The following is a 24,796-nucleotide window of genomic DNA, read 5'->3' on the forward strand; positions in this document are numbered from 1 at the left end:
AAACTATTTAAGATGTCAGAAAACCCTACAGACAGCGGAAAAATTCAGCCACCGACCGAAACAGAAATCAACACTACTCCACCCGAACAGAAACCAGACGAGGAAAAAATTCAGAACCTTTCAAAAAAAGCCATGAAAAAATCCAACAGGGTAAAGACCACCATTATCAACATGATGGTGTTTGCTTTGGCAGCGGGCGGTTTCTACTGGCTGGTTACGAATTACTTTCACCTGAATGAAGATAATTTTACAAACTCTGCGCAGGTCGAGGAGTTCATTAACCCTGTAAATACCAGAGTTGCGGGCTACATCAAAGAAATCAAATACAGTGAGCACCAGGCAGTAAAAAAAGGCGACACGCTTGTGATCCTGGATGAAAGGGAAATCCGCACCCAACTTGCGCAGGCTGAAGCAGCGTACCAAAATGCCCGGGCTTCCAGAAATGTGACCTCATCTGCTGTGAATACGGTTTCAAATAACGTGAATGTGGCAAATGCCAATATTGCCGGTGCCAAAGCCCGACTCTGGAATGCCGAACAGAACCTGACCCGGTACAGGAATCTTCTAGCTTCTGAAGCGGTGACCAGACAGCAGTTTGACCAGGTAAAGACCGAATACGATGCTACCCGCGCTGCCTATGAGACCCTCATCAGCCAGAAAAACACCGCCTCACTGGCCACCGGTGAAACCCGAAGCCGCCTGGGAGTAAATGATGCCGAAATAAAACGTACTGCCGCCATGCTGGATATGGCAAGAATCAACCTTTCTTACACTGTAATCACGGCGCCCTATGACGGGTTTATGGGCCGAAGACTCATTAATGAAGGGCAGCTGGTACAACCCGGACAACAACTGGGAACTATTGTATTGAACGGCCAGAAATGGGTAACCGCAAATTTCCTTGAAAGCCAGATGCCCGGAGTGAGGATTGGTGAAAAGATTACCATCACTGTGGACGCTTTAGGCGGAAAGCAGCTGGTGGGCGAAGTAACAGCGATTTCTGCCGCAACGGGCGCGAAATATTCCAATGTTCCGGTGGACAATTCTACAGGAAACTTCGTGAAGGTACAGCAGCGGATTCCGGTACGGATTGAGTTTACGGCGGCCAGCAAAAAAGAAGACCTGGACCAGCTGCGTGCCGGAATGAACGTAAATGTGACCTTAAACAAAATCAACTAGATGTCTGATTACAACAAAGGGCTGTATAAAAGCTGGGTTCCCAAACCGGTGCAGCTTATACTCATTCTTATCTTCACCACGCTCATCATGTCCATCAATCCTGTGAACACCGGGAACATCAGCCTGATGGTGGGTGATCTGGGCACACTGCCGGATTTTATGATGATGGCGAATTTTGCTTCTTTCATCGGAATGGCCACGTCCATGCCGTTGGTATTAAGGGTGAAGATGCGGTTCCGTACCAAAGAAATCATGACTGTTTCGCTGGCGGTAACGGCAGTGCTTTCTTTCGTTATCGGCACAACCCATGGGTCCGAAATCATTGTGGCTTCCTCATTTCTTATGGGCTTCTTTAAGATGTTCATGATGATGGAATTCATCCTTCCGCTCATGTTTATTTTAAGTCCGGACGGAAAGAGGGGAAAGTTCTACGCCATATTCTACCCTTTTTCAATTGCCACCGGAAATATCGCAGGATATTACCTCGCTGAACTTGCGTACCACACGACCTGGCAATACGTTCATTTGCTTACAGCGGGGGTATGTCTGCTGATGATCCTGATTGTCGTGATCTTCCAGCACAACCAGCGGTTTGTCCGCAAGATGCCTTTCTCACAGATCGACTGGCTGAGCATGTTGTTTTTCGCCGGCACATTTCTCTTCATGTCCTATTTCCTGTCTTTCGGAAAGACGCTGAACTGGTTTGACTCCGCGGGTATCCGGATATCGTTCTGGGGTACACTCGTTAGTTTTACACTTCTGGTGCTCAGACAGCTTATGCTGAAGAGAAGTTTCGTTTCTTTCGGCATCTTCAGCAAAACCAATGTGCAGAGCGGCTTGCTGATGCTGCTTTTCACGGGCGTGTTTTTGGGCACCAGTTCGCTGCAGAATACGTTTACAGTAGGAATTCTGGGTTATGATATAGTAACCAATGCCTCGCTGAACGTCATGATGGTACCCGGAGTGATCCTGGCCGGCGTGGTTGCTTTTTTTTGGTTCAAACATGAGCGACCGATAAAGATGTTTATTTTTTCCGGCATTGCAGCCTTTTTGCTGAATACGGTGATGATGTATTTCATGATGGTTCCGGAGCTTAATTATGAAAGCTGGCTTTTACCCATGACGCTGAAAGGTTATGGACTGAGTGCCCTGTTTATTGCCGTTTGGTTTTATATTCTGGACCAACTGGAAATGGATGAAATGCTGCAGGCCATAGGGCTGGTTCTGGTTTTCCGGAGTTTCGTCGCTACAGCCCTGTTTTCTTCATTTTTCGCCTGGCTGCAGTATCAGTTCCAGTGGCAGAGTGTGAACCACCTGGCCGTTTATATGGACGGGAATCTGATGTCACCACAATTGGCCCTGTCGGGCTATAAGAATATCCAGCTTAATGCGGTACTTGTGGCTAATAAAAGGATCTACGGCCTGATTGCTATTGCTGCCATTGCAATGATGATATATGTACTTCAGCACCACTTCGGCAAACTGCGGTTTACGAGATTCCGGTGGACCAGGGGCAGATTTTCGCGTGCTCTAAGAAGCCGAAAAGATAGGACTTCAAAAGTGGCAAATACCAGAGCGATAATGGATCAGTAATTTTGAGAAAAGATGGGTTGCCAAAGTTAATTAGAAGCAGGATTTATGTGTGCGTGATACGAGAGGTGCGGAAAGTCATTTGACTTTGTTGTAATTGCAAAAATCATTACTTTCCTTTGTTTTGTTTTTAATGCAGTAGTTGAAATAAATAATGATGATGTCGCGATAGTTTTTCCGGGAAAAAATATCAATATGCAACAGTGACCGTTATGATATGTGGTCATTCCTGATCCTTGATGATGTAACCGGCTTCATGGCAGTGATTTGCTATTCTTATGATTTATTAGTAATGTCTCTTAGTCAAGATTCAACTTAATAATATACATGCTTAAATCACTTGAATCAATCGCAATCGGTATCTCACTAAATTTCCATCCTTTGAACGGTGCTTCAATGCGTGCAGGTACTTTATGTTTGTCGAGTAACAGAGAACCGGAAGGATTTAATGAGTCGTACATTACCAAATATTTCTCTCCTTTCCTTAGATCAGAATGAGTTATTCGATTGAAAACAATACCCTCTACCTCATAACTAAAATCAGTTCCAAACCCATTATTGTTTCTGTGATGCCAATCGCTTGTCATAGTACCAACTGTATATTTGCAATGAGTTAAGGTTGACCGAACCTCCATTGTGCCAAGTAGGTAGGTTACTGCAAACGCCATAATAATTACTATAAGGCAACCCATCAAGAAAAGTTTTGAGGAAATTTTTCCCATAGATTATTTTAATTGTGTATTTAAATTGGCATCGATTACATTGCCATAAAAAGATCCAATTACGTTCACGCTGCGCAATCTCCTGACTCTGAGCCGTTCCTGCACTGCGTTAAATTACACCCACACTTCTATCCAATCCTTCGTCATCATTTTTTTCGCCTAAAATAAGATTGTAAAACGGTGCTTTTATGAATCGTGTACTTTCCTGATATCGTAATCGGTTTTCATTGCTTTGATCAAAGGTAATAATTATGAAATATGAAGAAGAAGAACTTTGCTTAAAGCCAGGAGACTTTGAGCAGCCAGAACCTACGCAGCCGGAATAGAAAATGTACTTGATGACAGTTATAACTCCTTCAAAAGAGGATTTTGTAACGGAACCAAAGAAAGGTGGTTACGCAGCGGCTGTATTGACAAAGAAATACTTATAAACACACCCCATAGATTTCAGCAAAAATCATAAATTAGCCAGCCCTAGCTCCTGCCTTTATTCACAAAAAGGCTTGATGACGGAATTCCTGAATAATTTATGCAACTCAACAACCTCCTCTATAAAATAAGCCACTGGGAAAGCTGGGACTGGCGTATAAAATACATCCCTATCGTGCCCGTATGGGCCTGGAACTGCCTGCGGGCCGGGTCGTTCTGGTTCTTCACACCTTCCAATCCTAAACTCGCTTTCGGCGGATTTGAAGGGGTGACCAAGATGTCCATTTATGACCACCTCCCACCCGGGTCTTATCCCAAGACCCGACTTGTAGGAGCCGGACAGGCTTTCGCCAGTGTAGAGCGGCTGGTGGCAGAGTGTTACACCTACCCTTTTGTTGTGAAACCCAATGTCGGGCGTATGGGATTTATGTTCCGCATTATCCGGAGGCCGGAAGACCTTCAGGCCTATCATGAACTGATGCCTTTTGACTATATCATTCAGGACCTGATTGAATTCCCCCTGGAAGTAAGTGTTTTCTATTACCGTTTGCCGGAAGAAAAAAAAGGCACCATAACCGGCTTTATCCGCAAGGAATTCCTGGAGATAACCGGCGACGGTCACTCCACCGTGGACGAACTTATGGCAGCCAGTCCGCGCGTATGTTTCCGTCTGGACGAGATGCGTGCCAAGCATGCCGATAAGCTGGATATGGTGTTGCAGAAAGGCGAGACCTTTTGCCTGAGCTATGCACTGAACCTAAGCCGCGGGTGCTCGCTGATCAGTCTTGAAAATGAGAAAGATGAGCGCCTGCTTAATGTGTTTGATGAACTAAGTTCCTATTCGGACACCTTGTATTACGGCCGTTATGATATTAAATGTGCTTCCATTGAAGATCTGAAATCCGGAAAGAACTTTTCCATCATTGAGTATAACGGTTGTGGTGCCGAACCTCACCACGTTTATGGCAACGGCAACACTTTTGCCCAGGCGTGCCTGATCCTGGCGCGGCACTGGAACATCCTGTACCGTGTGGCGCGCAGCAATTACCGCCGTGGTGCCAAATACGACGGCTTTAAAGAAGGCTGGAACACCATGACCGGTTGCCGCCGGCATTTCGCCCGACTCCGCCGGCTGGACAGCCACTTCCCGGATTCGTAACAGGCCTGAAATGCGTTAACTGTAAAGTGGACTCTTCAGGAAAAAGTTAACCTTTGCATGAACGGCTGATCACTTTGCCGCCAACCCGGTTTCGGGCACCCGGTTTGGATTTTGTATCTTCGTTCCGGAAAAGATGCATAACCGCACCGTGCAAACCGTCTTCAGTATGAAAACAGAAACCTGGAGGCCGCCCAGTAACCGGGTTACCGGGCACAGCATCAGCTTATGACGGATACAAGAAACCACAGACCGCTAATTCATTATTCACTGATTGCGGCTACCTTGATCATACAGGTGGTCATTGCTGTATTCATATATAACGAATACTTCAACCAGAAAAAACTGGAGAGCATTGAAGGTCAGTTGCGCGACAGCCGGATGCTTGAAAGAGTGGCCGGACAGGCACGTGCCGACCTGCTCGAGGCGCAGGATAATCTGCGGAAGTACAGCGACAGTCAGGATAACAGAGACCTGGATACCTATTTTGCATCCCTGCGCAAACTAAGCCGGAATCTTGACAGCATCGCCGCATCAGGGCAACTTAAACCTGAGTTTACCGCACTTATTCAGGCCAGAAAAAAGCAGCTGGACACCCTACCCGACCTGGACGAGGTGATACAGTCCGTTTATGCCGAATCCCGGAAACCCCGCACAGAGCGGAAACCACTGATACTGAAGGATTTTGAGATAGAACCACCCAAAACCAATTATGACCTTAAAATTGAAACGCATGCAGACACTGTTGCCAAAAAACCTCTGCTTTCACGCCTCAAGGACGCAATAAACAACGAATCCGAAGTGCAGCGTGAGGTGGTTGTAGTTACCACAAAACTCAGCGATTCCATAAACACCGGCAAGATCAAGAACGAACTGGACAGTGTGGTACAGAATGTACAGGAGCATTACCGCAGGGAAATGCGGGCTTATGAAGCCGGCCTGGAAAGCACTATGAAGCAGAATGATAATCTCTACCGTACCTATGACCAGTTGATGTGGATAAGCAACAACTGGATGGAGGTCTATACTTTTGCGGTTGGAGACCTGAGCAGGACCTTGCAGGACCAGTTTGACGAGCAGCATTCTGAAAACCGCAAGGTGCGCAAATACCTGCTCATAGGCCTTATGCTGCTTATGTTCCTGGTGCTTACACTCATCATCTATTTTACCCGCCAGGCCTATCTATATCAGCGTGAACTTAAGCTTGCAAATGAGGAAATCAAGAGTAACCTGAAGTTCAAGAACCGCATCCTGGGAATGCTGAGTCATGAGTTAAGAGCTCCGCTTAAGATCATTAATCTCTTCATAGACCGCATCAGCAGGAAGAATAATGACGAAAGTATTGAAGAGTACCTGCAGTCCATGAAATACACTAACAGCTCGCTGCTCATCCAGGCAGGACAAATCCTGGAATACGCTAAAAATCAGCAGCGCGGCCAGGAAATCAATAAAGTGCACTTCAACCTGTACAGTGAAACAGAACGTATACTTAAAGCATTCCGCCCCTATATTGAATCCCGGAACAACATCTTTGAAGTAAACAATGAAATACCGGAAGGTACCGAAGTTCAGTCGGACAATATCCTTATTTATCAGTTGTTTGTAAACATCCTCGGCAATGCGAACAAATTTACGGAGAACGGTAAAATCTCAGTGAAAGTCTGGCTTGCGGAAGCGCCGGACAGTAAGGTCCGGCTGCACGTAACTGTAGCCGATACCGGAGCCGGCATCTCCAAAAGTGATTTAAAACGTATATTTGAACCCTATTATCAGGGACGTAATTTCAAAGGCGTGGAGAATATCGGGGCTGGCCTGGGTCTGAACCTGTGCCGTGAGTCAGTAGAACTTTTGGGAGGAAGCATCAGTGCTGAAAGTTCTCCCGGAATAGGCACTACCATCCACTTTTATGTAAACCTGGACAAACCCAATACATGACAGCAAGAAGGGCAGTTTTTCTATTAGGCGATGACCATCAGATCGTAAGGCAGGGATTGGCATTCATAATCAGCGACCTGTTTCCCGATTCAGAAATCAGGCATGCCTCTACACTTGAACAGGTTCTTGAAATTGCCTCTGAAAATCCTGTGGATGCTGCCATCCTCGACGCCCAGTTCCCCGACGGCAATTCATTGACCATCATAAAGGAATTCCGCAAACTGCAGCCTGATGCGCGGATACTTATTTTTACAAGCTCAGCGGAGGAGCATCATTCCCTGAAATTTCTTCGTGAAGGAGCCAATGGTTTTTTAAGTAAGCTCTCTGAGGAACCCGAGATTGCCACAGCACTTCAGGAACTGATGAACAGAGGCAGTTATCTTTCGCCGCTTACTCAGCAGCTGCTTGCACAGGCCGCTCTTGATCCTGTGAGTCCCGATCCTTTGTCACAACTTACAGGCCGCGAACTCGAAGTAGCCGATTTGCTGGCAGAAGGCCTGGGAAACCTTGAAATTGCGAACAAAATGGAACTGCGTCAGAATACGGTGAGTACCTTCAAGAAAAGGATCTTCAGGAAACTTGATGTAGACAATCTTGTTGATTTCTTAGAGCTCATGCGCATCCACAGAGATCTGCCGCGTAGATAAAAATCTACATCAGCACCGAAAAACATCGGTATCCCTCATACCGTAAAAACAACGCAGGTCCCCTTTCTTTGTATCCAATCTACAGGATATACTAAAGAAAAGGGAAATATGAAAAATACAGTCCTACAAAATAAAACCATCCCGCCGTTCAGGCGGATACGCTTTATAGCGCGGATACGGTCATTAAAGAAAAAAGAATTCGGCGTACTTATAGGAGCGCAAATCTTGATGTTCAGCGCTATTTATGCCGTAAACAATTTCCATCCTTACTTTGAAGAACTGCATTTCCAGCGTATGGAAACACTGCCGGGCCGACTGCTGGTCTATTTCCTGCTGGGGGCACTGGTCTTCCAGGTATGCTTCCTGCTTTTTGTCGCCTTTTTATTTGTGCGCTATCGCCCGGTTACCGGAGTGGCCGACGATGACCTGCCCACGTGCACAGTAATCGTACCCGCGTACAATGAAGGAAGCCTTGTGTACGATACACTTAAAAGTATTGCAGCAAGTGATTTTCCGATGGATAAGATGCAGGTAATCGCTATTGACGATGGCAGTACAGACGATACCTGGTCATGGATTGAACGTGCAAGAAACGATATTGGCCACAGCATCACCATCTGGAAGCAACCGGAAAACAAAGGAAAGAGACATGCTCTTTACCACGGCTTCAAAACGGGTAATGGCGAGGTGTTCGTAACCATTGATTCAGATTCCGTGGTAAAGCCGGATACACTTAGAAATCTCGTAAGTCCCTTTGCCGTAAATGACAACTGTGGCGCCGTAGCCGGAAACGTAAAAGTTTTGAACCGTAACCAGGGCATGATCCCACGGATGCTGAATGTAAGTTTCGTTTTCAGTTTTGAGTTCATGCGTGCCGCGGAAAGTTCGCTAGGATTTGTGCTCTGTACACCGGGAGCACTTTCGGCCTACCGACGGGACTCAGTTAATAACTGTCTGGAAGAATGGATGAACCAGAAATTCATGGGTAACTATGCTACCATCGGTGAGGACAGAGCCATGACCAACCTCATCCTGGAACAGGGGCGTGATGTGCAGTTCCAGAGAAATGCGGCAGTCCTCACAAATACACCTGTAGGCTTTAAGACGCTGCACAAGATGTTTACCCGCTGGGGCCGCAGCAATGTAAGGGAAACACTTCGGATGAACCGGTTTATGTTTACGCGCTTCCGCGAGAATAACCGGGCCGGAGCCAGATTTATATTCCTGCACCAATGGATGAAACTTATCCTGGCTTATCCGCTGATGATTCTGATGCTGTATTTCCTTCTTACGCATCCCCTGCTCTATCTAAGTTCTGCACTCACCGGCACCTTTATATTTTCCAGTATACAGATGCTGTTCTTCAGCCGTAAATACCCTGTAGGTGATGCCTTATGGGCTTATCCTTACAGTGTATTCTATCTCTTCGGTCTTTTCTGGATTTTCCCGTTTGCCATTGCCACAGTGAAAAACGGAGGCTGGCTGACGAGATAATACGGCGCAGTTTCATTTTACAATAAATTCCTCCTTCAGTTTGCCAAAGTGAAGGAGGAATTCTATTTTTATGCAGATTAAACATATCACTATCTTATGAAGCCACTCACCACTGCCGCCGATGAAATCTACCGGAAAGTAAGCCATCCCGCCACCAAACTTGGCGACCTCAGGAAAATAGCCAAAGAATTGAAAACCAACCATGCCCTGGCAATGGAACTGTGGTCTACCGCGGAACTTTATCCACGGCTTTTAGCTATTCTGATTATGGATAAGAAAGAACTCACTGAAACAGTGGTCCAACAACTTATTCATGATATGGACAGCCACACCGGCGAAGACCATACCCAACTCGCCGACTGGCTGATGGCTAACCAGCTTACAAAAGATAAAAAAGGGCTGGCAATGCTCAGTTCCTGGGAAAATCATCCTTCTGCCCTTCACCGCAGGCTTTTCTGGTATCATCAGGGAAGACTGAGATGGGTTGGCCAGCAGCCTCCAGAAAACACAGTGGAACTTTTGGCTGCAATTGATTCACGTATGGCTGCCGAAGAACCGGAAGTGCAGTGGTCCATGAACTTTACCGCGGGTTGGATTGGTATCTTCGACGAAACACAGCGAAATAAATGTATTGAGATTGGTGAAAGAATCGGTCTTTATAAGGATATGCCTGTTGCCCGAAACTGCGCACCGGATTATCTGCCGGCCTTCATTGAATCAGAGCTGGCAAAGCGAAGCGGAAAAAAATGACCAACATTTTTGCGGTAATTGTTTTATATTAGTTTCTTTTAGATATAACGTAAAGTTTGTTTACTTTTCCTTAATAATTAATTCTGATGAAAAAAACTGTATTCTCCCTGCTTTGCATCCTTTTCGCAATATCCTGCAATGCACAGAGCCACCGCTTTCTCTACGAGTACACATTTAAGATGGACTCACTGGACCGCAGTAAATCTGAAAAAGAACTAATGGTTCTGGACATTGGTAAGGAAGGCTCCCGTTTTTACAGTTTTGAAAGAGCACAGTATGACTCTATCAGGGAGTCGGAAATGAAAAAGGCTATGCAGTCAAAGTCAACACATATAGATTTTACGCATATCCGTGATCGTTCAAAAGTCCGCACCCGTGTAACCAAAAAATATCCAGATTACCGAACTACTCTGCATACAAAAATAGGGTCAGATCATCTGGCTATCCTGTATGAAGCCAAAATGGAATGGTTGATTTCGAAAGAAACCAGGATCATTAAAGGTCTAAACGCTCAAAAAGCTACAGGTTCACTTGGCGGCCGGCAGTGGACTGCATGGTATACTCCTGAAATTCCCTTTCAGGACGGTCCGTACAGATTCGCCGGACTGCCAGGCCTTATCCTAGAGGTCACCGATTCTAAAGGAGATCATGTATTTACATTTGCAGGAAGCCATAAACATTCGGACTTGCAGCTGCAGGAGAAGCAGAAAGGCACTCCTGTTTCTGAAAAAAAGTTTAACGAACTTTGGAAAATATATTTTAAAGATCCCGCAAAATCTACACGTATGATATTGGGGGACCCCGATATTAAGATTACGATGAGCGATGGTTCCGGCCAGATTATTCCTCAGGCAGAAATGATTCGCAACAATGAAATCAGGCTGAAGGAAAAATTGCTAAAGAATAACAATTTCATTGACCTGACCTTATACCGTTAATTATTATCAGAATGAGCCATTTAAATATTTTGCTGAAAGCTTTTACAGTTGCCGACCGATACTAAATAGGAGCAAACAAATCTAATCAATAAGTAATTCATACCACGACTGCGTGGGTTCTTTACACAATGATCGGATTGTATTTCGTTAATTTTGTTGTCTGCAAAGATGATGAAGATGAATACACCTATACAAACACTGTTGGTACCCACCGACTTTACCGATAAATCCCTGAATGCTGTTTACCTGGCCACTGAAGTGGCACTGAGGCATGATGCTCAAATGCATCTCATCCACACGGTCTCAGCAGATTTTATAATAGACCACACCGGCCGCCAGATGATTGGCGGCGAACGCGTTGGCGAAAATATTGAGACCGCCAAACGCCAGCTGGCTCTGCTGCGAAAAGAAATTTCAGACCGTCACCCAAATCTGAGGCTGGAAACACAGGTTACCACAGGCGACGTTTGCGATTCGCTGAATGAACTGGTAAAGCAGATTGGCGCAGACCTTATCGTTTTAGGCACATCGGGTGTACAGAGACTTAAGCAGGCACTGCTGGGATCGCACTCCTACTCCATCTTAAACCGTGCGAACTGTTCGGTTTTACTGGTGCCGGAAGATCTGAAGCATTATGAATTCAAAAAAATCCTTTTCCCCGTCCGTGTATTGGATCATTTAGAGGAGAAACTGGATTTTGCTCTGGCCACTTCGAAGAGAAATGAAAGTGAAATCAGCCTTATAGGAATAGGAAATATGGAAAATATGCCTGCTGTACGCGATGCCTTTCTGGTAATGAGGGAGAAACTGAAGAATAACGGCGAGCATTTTAAATCAAAACTTGTGCTCACGGCAGACAATGCAGAAATGATAAGCCAAACAACAGAAGCCGAACGCAGCGACCTGGTTATACTGAATTTTGAAGATGAAGGTAAATGGAAGACATTATTTTCCGAAAACTTCTTCAAAAAAATCATTAACGGTACCGATACAGCACTGCTGTTCGTAAAACCCAAAAACTTAGAGCCGGATCCAGTGGAAATCAGCTCATACGATATCACACTGCCTATACCCGGATAAATATTTATGATGACAGAATTTAAAACATATACAGAAAAGCACACAGCACCGGATGCTGAGATTCAGCAGATAGTCAGATTTCTGCATGACCACCTGGATCAGTATGGTGATGAGAAAGAGGATATTGGAAAATCTATTCACTACGCCATGGGGCGCAACGGAAAACCGGGAGGCCTCGTAATTACAGCTGGTACTCCAGAAGGTCTGCTTGGAGCCGTGGTCCTGAATAAAACCGGAATGGGAGGTTATATTCCTGAAAACATTTTGGTTTATATTGCCATAGACCGTAATACCCGCGGCACCGGCCTGGGCAAAAAGCTGATGCAGCAGGCTATTGAGCAAAGCGAGGGCGACATTGCCCTGCACTGCGAACCGGATAATCCGGCAAAACATTTGTACAACAAATTAGGTTTTACAAGTAAATACCTCGAAATGAGGTTAAAAAAACACTAATGTCTTATATTTCAATAAATTCCGATCACCTTTTTCATAATTTTAATTTTCTTGATGAATTGTTCAGTCAGCACCAGATTGACTGGGCAATTGTCGGGAAACTCCTGTGCGGAAACGAAACCTTCCTGAAAGTATTGCTGGCCATGACGGATAAAGAAATCTGCGACTCAAGGCTCAGCAACCTGAAGGCCATTAAAAGAATATCTCCTGAAACCAATACCATTTACATAAAACCCCCTGCCAAAAGGCTGGCCCGCAGCATAGTGGAGTTTGCAGACGTAAGTTTCAATACGGAAATTGAAACGATGAAGGCCTTGTCCGCCGAAGCTGTGATTCAAAACAAAATGCACCGCGTAGTTCTTATGGTGGAAATGGGCGAACTGCGCGAGGGTATTATGCTTAAAAACCTGATGGATTTCTATGAAGAAGTTCTGGAATTGCCCCATCTTGAAATTGTGGGTCTTGGTACCAACCTTTGCTGTCTGAACGGAATTTTGCCCGACGAGGACAAGCTGAAGACCCTGGCCTGGTGCCGGAATATACTGGAAGAAAAATTCGGCCGGAAAATACCGTATATATCAGGCGGATCCTCGGTTACCCTGCCACTTCTTTTCCGGAATGAGGTTCCCACGGCCGTCAATCATTTCAGGATTGGTGAAACGCTGTTCTTTGGCACCGATGTCTATGCAGACCGGCTTATTCCGGGTATGTGTCCGGATGTTTTTACCCTGAGTGCCGAGGTTATTGAACTTTCGGAAAAGCCCGTGCTTCCTACCGGTACTGCCGGCACCAACCTCACCGGCGACACTCCTGAATTCAGTGAGGAAGACAGGAACCGCAGTTCGGTACGGGCTATTGTAGATGTGGGCCTGCTGGATACGGATTTTAACAATATCATGCCTAAACTTCAGGTTATCAGCATTATAGGTGCCAGTTCAGACATGCTGATTCTGGATCTTGAAGATAATTCATATGGCATACGCGTAGGTGACACGCTGGAGTTCAGTATGAATTATATGGCGGTACTGCGTGCAATGAACTCAGACTATGTAGACAAAAAAGTAATGCCGTTTTCAAATTCAGCCGCTGGAAAAAAGGCAAGAAAATCAAACGGATTTTCCTATATTAGTCAAACATAGACCACCTGTGCATTAACTTTGAATGCGTTCGGCTGTTTGACTGAAATCTATGCCTGATTCTGCCACTATTAGAACAATCAATATCAGTTCCTTACGTTGTCCTGTGAACATCTCAGGCGACTTTGGTATACTTCCGCTATCGGGTGAGAAAGCGCTGGAGATTTTAGCGGTTTCCTTTAAAACTAAATTTTTCGCGCTGCTCATTACAACTGCCGGAAAGGCAGAAGTTACACTGGACGGTACTTGCCATCCTGTTTCGCGTGGCAACGTAGTTTTCATCAACTATAACCAGGTAGGACGTTTGGAGATGGAATCAACCTTCAGCGCCAGAATGATTGTATTTACAAGATCTTTTTATAACCTGATCTATACCGGAAACCACCGGATTAAAAATGATACCGCATTTAGCGGTTTGCCGTCCGTGGCTAAGTTCAGGAGGCAAGAGTTTACCGAATTTCTGGGTACTGTTACCGACATCATTGCCGAAGGCAGCAGGCAGCAGGCTTTAGCCAGGGAGGTGGTGTGCCTCCTGCTGAAGGTCATGATGCTTAAGTATATCCGCGCCAGTGGCGGCGAAAATTATATCGGCTTCAAAACCAACCGTACTCTGGCTTATGTGGAATCATTTGAAACGCTGGTCAATCAGAATTTCAGGCAGCTGAAGCGAACATCCGAATATGCCGGGAAGCTGAACATCACTCCAAATTACCTTAACTCTATAGTGAAAGAGCGAATGGATCTTACTGCCGAGCAGTATATCCGGAACCGCGTGATCCCTGGAGGCCGAAAGGCTGTTGCTGAACACGAACCTTTCCGTTACAGAGATCGCTTTTGACCTCGGATTCACCGATAAATCCCATTTTGGAAAATATTTCAGGAAAACTACAGGAGAAAGTCCCAACCGTTTCCGCCAGAAATTCGTCTCTGAACAGTAATCCGGCTCTCCTTAAACTTACCCTGCCGAAAGTAACCTATGTTACGTTCTGAAGCATTCCTGTTTACTAATTTTGCCTCATTGAAATCATCAGTTAATTAACATTTAAAAAAAGATACATTATGTTTTTCCAACACGTATATGACAAAAGTTTAGCCCAGGGCAGTTATCTGATTGGCTGCCAGGCAACCGGAGAAGCCATCGTTATTGATGCCAAGCGCGACGTGGACACTTACCTGCAGATTGCGGAGGTAAATAACCTTAAGATCACCCACATTACCGAAACCCATATACATGCCGATTTTCTGGCAGGCTCCAGGGAACTGGCAGCGCTTACGGGCGCGCAGATCTATCTTTCTGATGAAGGTGGCCCGGACTGGCAATATGAATTTCCGCACAAAGGACTGAAGCACGGTGATAAGATAAAGGTAGGTAACCTAACCCTCCAAGTTTTGCACACGCCCGGACATACTCCCGAAAGCATCAGTTTTCTGTTAACAGACCATCCTGCTACCAACGAACCGGTGATGATTTTTACAGGAGACTTTGTTTTTGTAGGTGACATCGGACGGCCGGACTTACTGGAGAAAGCTGCCGGATATACAGGAACCCAGGAGAAAGGTGCTCATGAGATGTATGCTTCCGTAAAGGATTTTGCACAGCTGCCATCCTTCCTTCAGGTATGGCCTGGACATGGCGCGGGGTCAGCCTGCGGAAAAGCGCTGGGTGCGGTACCAAGTTCCACTGTAGGTTATGAAAAAACACGCAACTGGGCTTTCCAGTATGAAAATGATGAGGATGGTTTTGTAGAATATCTGCTTGAAGGTCAGCCTGAACCTCCAAAGTATTTTGCGATGATGAAGAAACTGAATAAAGTGGAGCGTCCACTGCTTACTGAAGTGCCCAAACACACCGAACTGAGCAGCGAAGAACTGACGGCAGCTTTGCAAAACGGGGTAACAGTGGTAGATACGCGTAATAAAACAGATTTTGCAAACGGATTTATCCCGGGAAGCCTTAATATTCAGAATAACAACAGCCTGAGCACGTGGGCAGGGTGGCTTCTTGACTATAAAAAATCCTTCATCTTAATTGCTGAAGAAGGTGACATGGAGGAAATTACCCGTAAACTGATGCGCATTGGACTGGATAACATACAGGGATATTTCCCGGCGGGAAAACTTTCTGAACTTGAACTTGAAAAGGCTGATGTGATTGATATTGAAGAATTCAAATCTTATATCGGAAAACCGGAGGTTCAAATTGTTGATGTTCGCGGAAAAAGCGAATATGATGCGGGTCATGTAGAAGGGGCCGAGAATAACTTCGTAGGCACCCTGCCGGACCATGTGGATAAATTAAGCCGTGATAAGCAGGTGGTGATCCATTGTCAGGCCGGTGACCGTTCCTCTGTAGCCTATTCTGTTTTGAGGAAAAACGGCTTTAGAAATGTGAAAAATTATTCCGGTGGAATGAAGGAATGGAAGGAAAAAGGCAATCCTGTAGTTTCATAATATTTGACGATGTTGCAGATTTTCCAAAAGTGGACTCTTTTCCGCGCATTAGGCCTGGCAGTAGGGCTCCTTCTGCTGACTGAAGCTCTGCGATCGCAGAACTGGTTTATGGTAGCCGCAGCCGCGGTACTTATCATCATGCCTATGCTAAATATAGGCTGCTGCAGCAACGGAGGTTGCGGAATACAGGCAGATAAAGTAACTGCAAAAACACAGAAGGAAACAGATTATGAGGAAGTTGTTTAACTAAAAACACAAAAAAATGTCAAAATTCAATGAAGTGATCGCTCAGGACAAGCCGGTTCTTGTAGACTTTTTCGCTGAGTGGTGCGGTCCCTGTAAGATGCAGGCTCCCATTCTGGAGGAACTGAAAAAGAAAATCGGCGACCGGGCAACCATCATTAAAGTTGATGTAGACAAATACTAGGCAGTGGCGGCTCAGTTTGGAATAAGGAGTGTTCCTGCGCTGATTATTTTCAGGAATGGAGAAGTCCGCTGGAAACAGTCCGGTGTAATTCCTGCCCACGAACTGGAGCGCCTCATCAGCGAAAATTATTAACAAACACCAATATCAGGAGCTGCAGCGGAGATCTTAACTCTTTTGCAGTTTCTTTTTTACATTATGAACAAGGAAAAAACAAAAGAATGGCTTAAAAAAAACTGGAGCACCGCCTTACTCACAGCTTTTCTGGCCGTAATACTGATCAGTCCTGACGCAAAGACATGGTTTATGCGGCAGGTAATATCCACAGGTGTCATGAATCTCACACTTCAGGATCAGAGTAAAAAATCTAATGAGAAAAGTACAAGCGAAATTGCGGACTTCAGACTTCAGGACGAAGATGGCCGTATAGTAAGTACAAAGGAATTAAGGGGCAAAGTGGTCTTTATGAATTTCTGGGCGTCGTGGTGCCCGCCCTGCCGCGCAGAATTTCCGTCTGTCCAGAAGTTTTTTGACCGGTATAAAGACGATCCGAATGTGGTTTTCCTTACGGTAAATCTGGACGATCAGGCAGCAGCAGGCAGAAATTATCTGGATAAGCAAAACTTTACACTGCCCTTACTTGTGCCGGCATCTGACATTCCGCCGGCTTATTATACAGGTTCACTGCCGACCACCGTGGTGCTGGATAAAAAAAGTGAAATCCGGCTGCATCACACCGGAATGGCCGATTACAGCAAGGACTCCTTCTACAAAAAAATTGATGCGATGCTGGCAGAATGATACTGTTGAAAAGCCGTATGCCTGCGGTGCTCAAACATCACTAAAACTCTTACTTTTGCAGGATTATTCCTGAAAAATGAAAAGTGTACTCAATCTGTTTGATTTTAGCCAGAAAGTAAATTACCGAACCGAAATACTGGCTGGCCTTACCGTCGCCATGACCATGATCCCCGAATCACTTTCGTTTGCGATCCTGGCAGGTTTCCCGCCGCTGGTAGGTCTTTACGGAGCTTTCATTATGGGTTTGGTCACGGCTGTATTTGGCGGCAGACCCGGCTTGATTTCAGGTGGTGCCGGCGCCACGGTCATCGTACTTATCGCTCTGATGAAATCGCACGGCCTGGAATATGTTTTCGGTGCCGTGGCGCTGGCCGGCGTGGTGCAGATTGCCGTAGGTCTGCTGAAACTGGGAAAATTTGTGCGGCTGGTACCGCAGCCTGTGATGTTCGGTTTCGTGAACGGTCTGGCCATCATTATTTTCATGTCCCAGTTTGAGCAGTTCCGCACTGTGGTGAACGGAGAGAATACGTGGCTTAGCGGAACACCCCTGTACGTTATGGCTGCTTTGGTGGCATTAACTGTTGCTGTGGTACTTTTGTTTCCCGGAATCACAAAAAAAATACCCGCCTCGCTGGCGGCCATTACGGTTGTTTTTTTGCTGGTGATCGGCTTTAACATTGACACCAAACAGGTTCAGGATATCGCTTCGGTAAGTGGTACACTCCCACCGTTTCATATTCCACAGATCCCGTTTACGCTGGAAACCCTGCAGATTATATTTCCCTACGCAGCAATTATGGCCGCTGTAGGACTTACCGAAGGTTTACTAACGCTTAATTTAGTGGATGAAATTACCGGAACCAAAGGAAACAGTAACCGGGAGTGTGTAGCCCAGGGCAGCGCTAACATCCTGAATGGATTTTTCTACGGAATGGGCGGCTGTCCGATGATTGCCCAAACGCTGGTAAACCTTTCGGCCGGCTCCCGAGCCAGACTTTCAGGAATTGTAGCGGCATTAACTATCCTGATTATTATTCTGGTGGGTGCACCGGTAATTGGTAAACTACCCGTTGCCGCACTTGTGGGCGTCATGATAATGGTAGCTGTAGGCACATTCGAGTGGGCCAGCCTGAAGATTCTAAGGCGTATGCCCCGTTCGGACATCTTCGTGATGGTTGTGGTGACCGCAATTACGGTGGTACTGCACAATCTGGCGCTTGCCGTGTTAATCGGTGTAATTATTTCGGCTTTAGTCTTTGCCTGGGACAATGCGAAAAGAATCCGGGCCCGCAAGCATACAGATGAAAACGGTGTGAAGCATTACGACATCTACGGTCCCTTATTCTTTGGTTCCATTGCAGCTTTTACGGAAAAATTTGATCCGCAGAATGACCCGCAGGAGGTGATTATTAATTTTGCTGAAAGCCGCGTGGTAGATATGTCGGCCATCGAAGCGTTAAGCAGCCTTACCAAACGCTATCATAAGTATGGCAAAACAGTTCGCCTGCAACACTTAAGCGCGGACTGCCGTGCCCTGCTAAAAAATGCCGAAGCTATTATTGAGGTGAATGTAGTGGAAGATCCTACGTACCGTGTGCCGGTGTAGGCTGGAAGGATAATCCCAATGTTTATAATCCGTGACCCTTTAAGCTCTATTTGCACAACTTTCACGGATCCTAATGAAACATTGATTTCTTATGTCACTTTTTTCCTTGATGAAAAAAGTAACCAAAAAAATCAAGACCTGGATCTTTTTGCTAAAAAAACAACTACGTGCCTAAAAATTCTAAACTTGCGCGAATCAATAATTGGGTGTATAAAGTCGGTTTGCCTCGCGCTTCGAACAGAAGAATTTTCTTAACGGCACTCCGTTATTTTTTCTTCACGCAAAAATCTCCTAGGTCATTTTGGCAGGAGCAGTATGGTGACATTGGTTTGCCGTATTGAGTACTCCACAGTTGTCTTTGCGAAGCGGAAGTGCCGTTGATATCATTGACGGCCAATGAAGGAAACCCGATGTCGCGGATTAATAATCGGTGACCCTTTAACTATATTCGTACAACTTTCACAGATCCCTTCATTGCTTAATCTTCAGTTTTTTTATAAGTTTCAGTAGACCGTCGCGGTTTTTTGCTTCATGATAGAATTTTGGGAGCTTTTCAAGCAGGGTAAAATGAGAGCGGTCTTTATGCTCGCGAAGGTCTGCCGCAATATACCGTTCCAGATAGTCAAGATGTTTACCGTTTAGGGCGAAAAATACCTCATCACGAAATGGCGCCTGCAGCCACAGGTCTGCACCAAACCAGGAATGTGCCGGCAAGGACACCTTCGCATATCCAATTTTGGTTACTGTTTCGCGCTTGCAGCCACAAAAAGTGCATAAAAGCCGCGCGGTGCAGCGGTCCTGATCCACTGCGGCAACAGCTTTTTTCTCGCAGGCAGGGCACACGATCCATACTTCGCGGTCAAAGTCGGAAAGACGGAGGTTTTCATCTTTAAATCTCATAGGAACTGTATGAATTGACATCGATTATTAATTAACGAAGAAAGGTCACTGTTTCAAATATAGAAAATTATAGTAGAGGAAAATATAACGTTTCAAAACAAAAAATCCCTTCAGAATTTCTTCCAAAAGGATTAAGTTAATGGATGCGGTTATTTATCCGTTGTTCGTCACCGTAAGCTTTACTTCCATATTGTTCCGTGTAGCATTGGAGTAAGGACCAACTTCATGCGCTTTCTCTACAAGTCACTGCGCTACTTCAATGGATACCCCGCTGTCGCGGATTTATAATCCGTGATCTTTAAGCTTTATCGCACAACTTTCAAAGATGCAAAAGAAAATATTGATTTTCCTAAAGACAGGAAAGTCAACGGTTGCAAATTAGCGGCATCAGGTCAGGATAAATCTTCTATTTTTTGAAATCAATTCCATGCCCCTTTCCATAGGACACATACCTGTTTTTGCCTATTTCCCAATCTATTTCAATCTCTCTGTAAGAAGACGGATCGTCTCCAGAATTACCTATTTCATTCCCTTCTTTGTCTAGAAGAACAACAAAAGCTGTTCTACTGCTCATTCCACCATCTCCTGTAGCGGCAAAAATTCTTTTTGTTGTATAAACTTTTACCTCATAATTGCCATCAGGGCTTGTCTCGGAATACATAAATTCTTTTTGATTCAAAAAAACATAAGCTATAAAAATCAAAACAGAAAACGTTAATAGCAAATAAATTCCTTTTTTCATAAAATAAACTTTCACCAAAACTAAGAAAGTTTAGGTATTTGACCACTTACCGTGCGGAAATAAGAACTCCCCATTCCACAAACCAGGTTAAAGGGATTTTATTTCCTGAAAATCAACGATCTAAAAAACAAAAAATCCCTTCAGAATTTCTTCCAAAAGGATAATGAATGCGGTTGTTTATCCGTTGTTCGTCACCGTAAGCTTTACTTCCATATTGTTCCGTGTCGCATTGGAATAGGGACAGACCTGATGTGCCTTTTCCACCAGTGACTGCGCTTCCTCCAGGGATACTCCGGGAACGTTGACCTCAAGTTCAGCCGCCAGACCGAAACCACCATTGTCAATCTGGCCAATGCTGACTTTTGCGGTTACAGAAGTTTCACCGGTTCTTACCTTTGCAAGTCTGCTTACCTGTTTCAGCGCGCTGTCAAAACAGGCCGAATAACCTGCGGCAAACAGCATCTCAGGATTAGCATAATCATCATTGGCGCCTCCCAGGGCCTTTGGCATGCGGACCTCCATATCAATCAGTCCGTTGTCACTTTTTACATGGCCATCGCGGCCGCCGGTAGCAGTTACGCTTGTGGTGTACAGTGTTTTCATATCTATTTTTGTATTTGGTTAATGATTTTGTTAAGTGTTGCTTTCAACGCGTTAAGTTCGTTCTCTTCAACATCAATATTTTCAAGCATTCTGGCCGGAATTTCCATGGCTTTCGCTTGAAGCGCCTTGCCAATTTCAGTAAGGAAGAGATGCACTACGCGTTCGTCTTTACTGCACCGTTTACGAGCTACAAAATTCTTTAATTCCAGTCTTTTCAGAAGTGGTGTCAGCGTACCGCTGTCCAGCAACAAACGGTTGCCCAGGTCGCAAACCGCCAGACCATCCTGTTCCCAAAGTACCAGCATCACCAGATATTGAGGATATGTTAAGTCCAATTCCTCCAGCAGCGGACGGTACAAGCCCGTAATCTCCCGGGAAAGAGCATAGAGCGGGAAGCACAGTTGCCCGTCCAGACGAAGTGAGTCAGCGGTACCCATATTCCAAATTTTTATTATTTTCTGATGATGAACTCCTCCATTGGAAGTCTAACCTTCTTCATTGTGGAGAGCCAGTCTTTTTCGGCGTCGCGGTAGCCCAGATAAAGCAAAGTTACACTCTTAAGTCCAAGTTCCTGAAGTCCCAGGATTTCATCAACAACATCATTGCTGAAGCCTTCGGCCGGTGTGCTGTCTATCTTAAGTTCTGCAGCCTGTGCCATCGCCAGTCCAAGTGCAATATAAGTCTGTCTGGCGGTATGGGCAAAATGCTCAGCCGGTGTCTGTGCGCCGTACAGCTGCTTCAGGAGGTCTGTGTAACTTCCAAAACGGCCGCGCGGCAGTTCCCGAACATCTGTATGATAGTCGTATACCGCATCAATTTTCTCAGCAGAATACTCGTCCCACGCAGCGAACACCAGTACATGAGAGCTGTCGCGCATTACTTCAGGATTAAGAGCTCCTTTAACCATCTTTTCCTTTAACTCCTGATTCTCCACCACAATTACGCGGAAAGGCTGGAGTCCGGAGGAAGTTGGCGCCAGTCGCGCCGCTTCCAGGATACTGTTTAGATCCTGTTCTGAAACCTTTCTGTTCGGATCGTACGCTTTTACCGCATGTCTCCAGTTTAAATTTTCTAGTAATGACATTTATTTAAATTTTGTTGATTAATAACTTTCTGTACTCAAGCATTGGCCTTGAATGGCACAAAGGTATGCTGAATTAATATTGTGCACAATTAAATTGTCATAAACGAATAGTAGACAGTATCTATCAAGATTCCGGAACGCAGGCAGAATCGAAAAGAGGCACTCCTGAAATCAACAAAAATCCCCTCAGATATGAGGGGGATAAAGTTTAGTTTAAATCGTAACGGTCGGCATTCATTACTTTAGTCCAAGCTTTTACAAAATCCCTTATAAACCGTTCCCAGTTATCGTCCTGTGCATAGAATTCGGCATATGACCTCAGAATGGAATTGGAACCAAAGACAAGATCCACACGGCTGGCTGACCACTTCACAGCTCCGGATTTCCGGTCGGTGATATGATACAGGTTATCATTTACAGGCACCCATTTAAAATTCATGTCTGTCAGGTTTACAAAAAAATCATTGGAAAGCGTTCCGGGCCTGTCTGTAAAAACACCGTCCTGACTACCTCCGTAATTGGTATCAAGAACGCGTAATCCACCTACCAGAACAGTCATTTCTGGTGCCGTTAAGCCCATCAGCTGAGTGCGGTCCAGCATCAGTTCCTCGGCAGATACTACATAATCGGCTTTCAGCCAGTTACGGTAACCGTCGTGAACGGTTTCCATCTCGTCGAACGACCTTGCATCGGTCATTTCCTCAGAGGCATCTCCCCTACCTGGTAAAAACGGCACCTCAACATTGTAACCTGCCTCACGTACGGCCTGCTCTATAGCAGCAGTTCCACCCAGTACAATAAGGTCTGCCATACTCACATTTACACCGGAAGTCTGCCGGATATTTTCAAGTATTTCCAGAACTTTATTCAGTCTTACCGGTTCGTTACCTGCCCAACTTCTCTGTGGTTCCAGACGTATCCTGGAACCATTGGCACCACCCCGGTAATCGGAACCGCGATAGGTACGTGCGCTGTCCCATGCCGTGGTAATAAGTTCCGAACGGGACAAACCGCTGTTGAGAATCTGTTCCTTAAGGCTGTTGATCTCCCCGTCGCTGAGCGTGTAGTTAACGGCCGGAATCGAATCCTGCCAGATAAGGTCTTCGGCCGGGACATCAGGACCCAGATACCTTGATTTGGGGCCGAGGTCGCGGTGGGTCAGCTTAAACCAGGCACGCGCGAATGTATCTGAGAAATATTCAAAATCGTTATGGAAGCGTTCCACAATTTCGCGGTAGCCGGGATCTACCTTCATAGCCATATCGGCATCCGTCATCATCGGATTTCTGCGAATATTTGGGTTATGTGCATCTACCGGTTTGAGTTCCTCAGGCAAATTGACCGGTTCATACTGATTGGCACCAGCCGGACTTTTAGTAAGTCTCCATTCATGATTCAGCAGAAGGTCCAGATAACCGTTATCCCATTGCGTGGGATTGGTGGTCCAGGCCCCTTCCAGCCCGGAAGTCACCGTATCTTCACTGTGTCCTTTGCCTTTTGGGTTAAGCCATCCCAGGCCCTGCGCATGAACACCTTCTTCCTCAGGATCACCACCCAGTGCAGACGCGTCGCCATTACCGTGGCATTTACCTACAGTGTGGCCGCCAACGGTAAGTGCTGCGGTTTCTTCATCATTCATGGCCATCCGGCTGAAGGTAACCCTTAAATCTGCCGCGGTCTTCAATGGATCGGGATTCCCGTCTACACCTTCAGGGTTCACATATATAAGGCCCATCATCACAGAAGCCAAAGGATTTTCGAGCTCCCGGTCGCCGGTGTAGCGGCTGCCCTCGCTGCCCGTAGGGGCAAGCCAGTCCTTCTCGGAGCCCCAATAAATATCTTTTTCAGGATGCCAAACATCTTCGCGGCCACCAGCAAAACCAAAGGTCTTCAGGCCCATGGATTCGTAAGCCATGTTTCCGGCCAGGATTATAAGGTCGGCCCAGGAGAGTTTATTACCATATTTTTTCTTGACGGGCCAAAGCAGACGTCTTGCTTTATCCAGATTCACATTATCCGGCCATGCGTTGAGTGGTGCAAACCTCTGACTGCCGGTGTTGCTGCCCCCGCGGCCGTCGGCTGTTCTGTAGGTGCCGGCCGAATGCCAGGCCATACGAATCATCAGACCGCCATAATGCCCCCAGTCGGCGGGCCACCATTCCTTACTTTCGGTCATCAGAGCTTTAAGATCGGATTTCACAGCTTCAAGATCAAGTTTTTTAAATTCCTCAGCATAACTGAACTCTTCACCAAAAGGATTTGTCTTACGGTCGTGCTGTGAAAGAATGTCCAGATTCAATGATTTAGGCCACCAGCTCATTACATCTTTTGCTTCCTCCGTATTGGAGCCATGGATAACAGGACATTTACCACTGTTGCCTAAACTGGCACCTGCGACCGGTATGGGATTTTCTTCGTTCTGACTGTGAATTGTTTCGCCCTGCTGAGGATCGTTCTGTACTGGTTGGTTTGCCTGCTCCATCGCTTCCTGAGCTTTCTGCCCTTCATGATGCGGACATCTTCCATCTGAGTTTATCATATCTTATTGTTTTTACCAAAGTTAATATTATTAACAAGCGGCAGGGCAGATTTTTCATAGTTAATCCTCATACTGCCAATAGACCATTTGAATTGATAGGATTCAAGTGATTTATTTTATCTATTGACGCTTAATTT

The 24,796-nt window shown here is 45.7% G+C and carries 26 protein-coding genes and 1 pseudogene; 19 read left to right on the forward strand and 8 right to left on the reverse strand.

Translation table 11 applies throughout. The annotated features are described in order from the left end of the window. Nucleotides 1–12: 12 nt before the first annotated feature. Together H1R16_RS02380 and H1R16_RS02385 are read left to right on the forward strand one after the other, a co-directional pair. A complete protein-coding gene (locus tag H1R16_RS02380) occupies nucleotides 13–1,179 on the forward strand; it encodes an HlyD family secretion protein (protein ID WP_181885839.1) in 1,167 nt (388 codons plus the stop codon). Further along, nucleotides 1,180–2,772 carry an MFS transporter gene (locus H1R16_RS02385; protein WP_181885838.1) on the forward strand — a complete coding sequence of 531 codons (1,593 nt, stop codon included), beginning with the start codon at nucleotides 1,180–1,182 and terminating at the stop codon, nucleotides 2,770–2,772. 296 nt (nucleotides 2,773–3,068) lie between these two features. Here H1R16_RS02385 and H1R16_RS02390 read toward each other — a convergent pair whose 3' ends face one another. Continuing rightward, the gene (locus H1R16_RS02390; protein WP_181885837.1) at nucleotides 3,069–3,491 is read right to left on the reverse strand and encodes a hypothetical protein; all 423 of its coding nucleotides are present in this window, start codon (nucleotides 3,489–3,491) and stop codon (nucleotides 3,069–3,071) included. Between the two features lie 529 nt (nucleotides 3,492–4,020). On the opposite strand from H1R16_RS02390, the gene H1R16_RS02395 reads away from it, so the two are divergent. From H1R16_RS02395 to H1R16_RS02470, 17 genes are all read left to right on the forward strand, one after another. After that, nucleotides 4,021–5,079 carry a hypothetical protein gene (locus H1R16_RS02395; RefSeq protein WP_181885836.1) on the forward strand — a complete coding sequence of 353 codons (1,059 nt, stop codon included), beginning with the start codon at nucleotides 4,021–4,023 and terminating at the stop codon, nucleotides 5,077–5,079. 225 nt (nucleotides 5,080–5,304) lie between these two features. Beyond that, nucleotides 5,305–7,011: an ATP-binding protein gene (locus H1R16_RS02400; protein ID WP_181885835.1), complete on the forward strand. Its 1,707-nt coding sequence runs from the start codon at nucleotides 5,305–5,307 to the stop codon at nucleotides 7,009–7,011. After that, a complete protein-coding gene (locus H1R16_RS02405; protein ID WP_181885834.1) occupies nucleotides 7,008–7,658 on the forward strand; it encodes a response regulator in 651 nt (216 codons plus the stop codon). The genes H1R16_RS02400 and H1R16_RS02405 overlap by 4 nt, the downstream gene beginning before the upstream one ends. Before the next feature lie 108 nt (nucleotides 7,659–7,766). Continuing rightward, a complete protein-coding gene (locus H1R16_RS02410) occupies nucleotides 7,767–9,152 on the forward strand; it encodes a glycosyltransferase (protein ID WP_181885833.1) in 1,386 nt (461 codons plus the stop codon). A 96-nt stretch (nucleotides 9,153–9,248) separates the two neighbouring features. Continuing rightward, nucleotides 9,249–9,902 (forward strand): DNA alkylation repair protein, encoded by a 654-nt coding sequence (locus tag H1R16_RS02415; RefSeq protein ID WP_181885832.1) that lies wholly within the window; start codon nucleotides 9,249–9,251, stop codon nucleotides 9,900–9,902. Between the two features lie 86 nt (nucleotides 9,903–9,988). After that, a complete protein-coding gene (locus H1R16_RS02420; protein WP_181885831.1) occupies nucleotides 9,989–10,840 on the forward strand; it encodes a GLPGLI family protein in 852 nt (283 codons plus the stop codon). Nucleotides 10,841–11,017: 177 nt separating this feature from the next. Further along, complete coding sequence (locus tag H1R16_RS02425) at nucleotides 11,018–11,920, forward strand: universal stress protein (protein ID WP_181885830.1); 903 nt, start codon at nucleotides 11,018–11,020, stop codon at nucleotides 11,918–11,920. 6 nt (nucleotides 11,921–11,926) lie between these two features. Then, a complete protein-coding gene (locus tag H1R16_RS02430) occupies nucleotides 11,927–12,373 on the forward strand; it encodes a GNAT family N-acetyltransferase (RefSeq protein ID WP_228451027.1) in 447 nt (148 codons plus the stop codon). Beyond that, nucleotides 12,373–13,512, forward strand: coding sequence for an alanine racemase (locus tag H1R16_RS02435; RefSeq protein ID WP_181885829.1), 1,140 nt, complete (start codon nucleotides 12,373–12,375; stop codon nucleotides 13,510–13,512). Before H1R16_RS02430 ends, H1R16_RS02435 begins: the two co-directional genes overlap by 1 nt. A 49-nt stretch (nucleotides 13,513–13,561) precedes the next feature. Then, nucleotides 13,562–14,347, forward strand: coding sequence for a hypothetical protein (locus tag H1R16_RS02440; RefSeq protein WP_182035778.1), 786 nt, complete (start codon nucleotides 13,562–13,564; stop codon nucleotides 14,345–14,347). Then, nucleotides 14,307–14,447 carry a helix-turn-helix domain-containing protein gene (locus H1R16_RS12390; RefSeq protein ID WP_182035780.1) on the forward strand — a complete coding sequence of 47 codons (141 nt, stop codon included), beginning with the start codon at nucleotides 14,307–14,309 and terminating at the stop codon, nucleotides 14,445–14,447. The genes H1R16_RS02440 and H1R16_RS12390 overlap by 41 nt, the downstream gene beginning before the upstream one ends. A 121-nt stretch (nucleotides 14,448–14,568) precedes the next feature. Then, entirely contained in the window at nucleotides 14,569–15,960 is a 1,392-nt protein-coding gene (locus H1R16_RS02450) for an MBL fold metallo-hydrolase (RefSeq protein ID WP_181885827.1), read from the forward strand. A 9-nt stretch (nucleotides 15,961–15,969) separates the two neighbouring features. Next, the gene (locus tag H1R16_RS02455) at nucleotides 15,970–16,206 is read left to right on the forward strand and encodes a hypothetical protein (RefSeq protein WP_181885826.1); all 237 of its coding nucleotides are present in this window, start codon (nucleotides 15,970–15,972) and stop codon (nucleotides 16,204–16,206) included. 16 nt (nucleotides 16,207–16,222) lie between these two features. Next, nucleotides 16,223–16,387: a thioredoxin family protein gene (locus tag H1R16_RS12340; protein WP_318028041.1), complete on the forward strand. Its 165-nt coding sequence runs from the start codon at nucleotides 16,223–16,225 to the stop codon at nucleotides 16,385–16,387. Nucleotides 16,388–16,390: 3 nt separating this feature from the next. After that, nucleotides 16,391–16,519 carry a thioredoxin family protein gene (locus H1R16_RS12345; protein ID WP_318028042.1) on the forward strand — a complete coding sequence of 43 codons (129 nt, stop codon included), beginning with the start codon at nucleotides 16,391–16,393 and terminating at the stop codon, nucleotides 16,517–16,519. Nucleotides 16,520–16,582: 63 nt separating this feature from the next. After that, nucleotides 16,583–17,185 carry a TlpA family protein disulfide reductase gene (locus H1R16_RS02465; RefSeq protein WP_181885825.1) on the forward strand — a complete coding sequence of 201 codons (603 nt, stop codon included), beginning with the start codon at nucleotides 16,583–16,585 and terminating at the stop codon, nucleotides 17,183–17,185. Between the two features lie 76 nt (nucleotides 17,186–17,261). Then, entirely contained in the window at nucleotides 17,262–18,791 is a 1,530-nt protein-coding gene (locus H1R16_RS02470) for a SulP family inorganic anion transporter (protein ID WP_181885824.1), read from the forward strand. Nucleotides 18,792–19,262: 471 nt separating this feature from the next. On the opposite strand, the gene H1R16_RS02475 is transcribed toward H1R16_RS02470, so the two are convergent. From H1R16_RS02475 to katG, 7 genes and pseudogenes are all read right to left on the reverse strand, one after another. Beyond that, nucleotides 19,263–19,712 carry a hypothetical protein gene (locus H1R16_RS02475; protein ID WP_228451026.1) on the reverse strand — a complete coding sequence of 150 codons (450 nt, stop codon included), beginning with the start codon at nucleotides 19,710–19,712 and terminating at the stop codon, nucleotides 19,263–19,265. Between the two features lie 132 nt (nucleotides 19,713–19,844). Continuing rightward, nucleotides 19,845–19,961, reverse strand: a pseudogene (locus H1R16_RS12435) (organic hydroperoxide resistance protein); the annotation flags it as partial. A 136-nt stretch (nucleotides 19,962–20,097) separates the two neighbouring features. Next, entirely contained in the window at nucleotides 20,098–20,433 is a 336-nt protein-coding gene (locus tag H1R16_RS02480; protein ID WP_181885823.1) for a hypothetical protein, read from the reverse strand. Nucleotides 20,434–20,610: 177 nt separating this feature from the next. Further along, a complete protein-coding gene (locus H1R16_RS02485) occupies nucleotides 20,611–21,036 on the reverse strand; it encodes an organic hydroperoxide resistance protein (RefSeq protein ID WP_181885822.1) in 426 nt (141 codons plus the stop codon). Nucleotides 21,037–21,038: 2 nt separating this feature from the next. Next, the gene (locus H1R16_RS02490; protein ID WP_181885821.1) at nucleotides 21,039–21,473 is read right to left on the reverse strand and encodes a MarR family winged helix-turn-helix transcriptional regulator; all 435 of its coding nucleotides are present in this window, start codon (nucleotides 21,471–21,473) and stop codon (nucleotides 21,039–21,041) included. 14 nt (nucleotides 21,474–21,487) lie between these two features. Further along, nucleotides 21,488–22,120: an NAD(P)H-dependent oxidoreductase gene (locus tag H1R16_RS02495; RefSeq protein WP_181885820.1), complete on the reverse strand. Its 633-nt coding sequence runs from the start codon at nucleotides 22,118–22,120 to the stop codon at nucleotides 21,488–21,490. Nucleotides 22,121–22,328: 208 nt separating this feature from the next. Continuing rightward, nucleotides 22,329–24,659, reverse strand: a complete 2,331-nt coding sequence (gene katG, locus H1R16_RS02500) for a catalase/peroxidase HPI (protein WP_228451025.1) — start codon at nucleotides 24,657–24,659, stop codon at nucleotides 22,329–22,331. Nucleotides 24,660–24,796: the final 137 nt, after the last annotated feature.

The organism is Marnyiella aurantia, from assembly GCF_014041915.1.
Classification (GTDB): Bacteria; Bacteroidota; Bacteroidia; order Flavobacteriales; family Weeksellaceae; genus Marnyiella; species Marnyiella aurantia.

What these genes read in the sequence shown, in the direction of transcription:
- H1R16_RS02380 (WP_181885839.1), top strand. Translation starts at nt 13, where the DNA reads ATGTCAGAAAACCCTACAGACAGCGGAAAAATTCAGCCACCGACCGAA.
- H1R16_RS02385 (WP_181885838.1), top strand. Translation starts at nt 1,180, where the DNA reads ATGTCTGATTACAACAAAGGGCTGTATAAAAGCTGGGTTCCCAAACCG.
- H1R16_RS02390 (WP_181885837.1), bottom strand. Translation starts at nt 3,491, where the DNA reads ATGGGAAAAATTTCCTCAAAACTTTTCTTGATGGGTTGCCTTATAGTA.
- H1R16_RS02395 (WP_181885836.1), top strand. Translation starts at nt 4,021, where the DNA reads ATGCAACTCAACAACCTCCTCTATAAAATAAGCCACTGGGAAAGCTGG.
- H1R16_RS02400 (WP_181885835.1), top strand. Translation starts at nt 5,305, where the DNA reads ATGACGGATACAAGAAACCACAGACCGCTAATTCATTATTCACTGATT.
- H1R16_RS02405 (WP_181885834.1), top strand. Translation starts at nt 7,008, where the DNA reads ATGACAGCAAGAAGGGCAGTTTTTCTATTAGGCGATGACCATCAGATC.
- H1R16_RS02410 (WP_181885833.1), top strand. Translation starts at nt 7,767, where the DNA reads ATGAAAAATACAGTCCTACAAAATAAAACCATCCCGCCGTTCAGGCGG.
- H1R16_RS02415 (WP_181885832.1), top strand. Translation starts at nt 9,249, where the DNA reads ATGAAGCCACTCACCACTGCCGCCGATGAAATCTACCGGAAAGTAAGC.
- H1R16_RS02420 (WP_181885831.1), top strand. Translation starts at nt 9,989, where the DNA reads ATGAAAAAAACTGTATTCTCCCTGCTTTGCATCCTTTTCGCAATATCC.
- H1R16_RS02425 (WP_181885830.1), top strand. Translation starts at nt 11,018, where the DNA reads ATGAATACACCTATACAAACACTGTTGGTACCCACCGACTTTACCGAT.
- H1R16_RS02430 (WP_228451027.1), top strand. Translation starts at nt 11,927, where the DNA reads ATGATGACAGAATTTAAAACATATACAGAAAAGCACACAGCACCGGAT.
- H1R16_RS02435 (WP_181885829.1), top strand. Translation starts at nt 12,373, where the DNA reads ATGTCTTATATTTCAATAAATTCCGATCACCTTTTTCATAATTTTAAT.
- H1R16_RS02440 (WP_182035778.1), top strand. Translation starts at nt 13,562, where the DNA reads ATGCCTGATTCTGCCACTATTAGAACAATCAATATCAGTTCCTTACGT.
- H1R16_RS02450 (WP_181885827.1), top strand. Translation starts at nt 14,569, where the DNA reads ATGTTTTTCCAACACGTATATGACAAAAGTTTAGCCCAGGGCAGTTAT.
- H1R16_RS02455 (WP_181885826.1), top strand. Translation starts at nt 15,970, where the DNA reads ATGTTGCAGATTTTCCAAAAGTGGACTCTTTTCCGCGCATTAGGCCTG.
- H1R16_RS12340 (WP_318028041.1), top strand. Translation starts at nt 16,223, where the DNA reads ATGTCAAAATTCAATGAAGTGATCGCTCAGGACAAGCCGGTTCTTGTA.
- H1R16_RS02465 (WP_181885825.1), top strand. Translation starts at nt 16,583, where the DNA reads ATGAACAAGGAAAAAACAAAAGAATGGCTTAAAAAAAACTGGAGCACC.
- H1R16_RS02470 (WP_181885824.1), top strand. Translation starts at nt 17,262, where the DNA reads ATGAAAAGTGTACTCAATCTGTTTGATTTTAGCCAGAAAGTAAATTAC.
- H1R16_RS02475 (WP_228451026.1), bottom strand. Translation starts at nt 19,712, where the DNA reads ATGTCAATTCATACAGTTCCTATGAGATTTAAAGATGAAAACCTCCGT.
- H1R16_RS02480 (WP_181885823.1), bottom strand. Translation starts at nt 20,433, where the DNA reads ATGAAAAAAGGAATTTATTTGCTATTAACGTTTTCTGTTTTGATTTTT.
- H1R16_RS02485 (WP_181885822.1), bottom strand. Translation starts at nt 21,036, where the DNA reads ATGAAAACACTGTACACCACAAGCGTAACTGCTACCGGCGGCCGCGAT.
- H1R16_RS02490 (WP_181885821.1), bottom strand. Translation starts at nt 21,473, where the DNA reads ATGGGTACCGCTGACTCACTTCGTCTGGACGGGCAACTGTGCTTCCCG.
- H1R16_RS02495 (WP_181885820.1), bottom strand. Translation starts at nt 22,120, where the DNA reads ATGTCATTACTAGAAAATTTAAACTGGAGACATGCGGTAAAAGCGTAC.
- katG (WP_228451025.1), bottom strand. Translation starts at nt 24,659, where the DNA reads ATGATAAACTCAGATGGAAGATGTCCGCATCATGAAGGGCAGAAAGCT.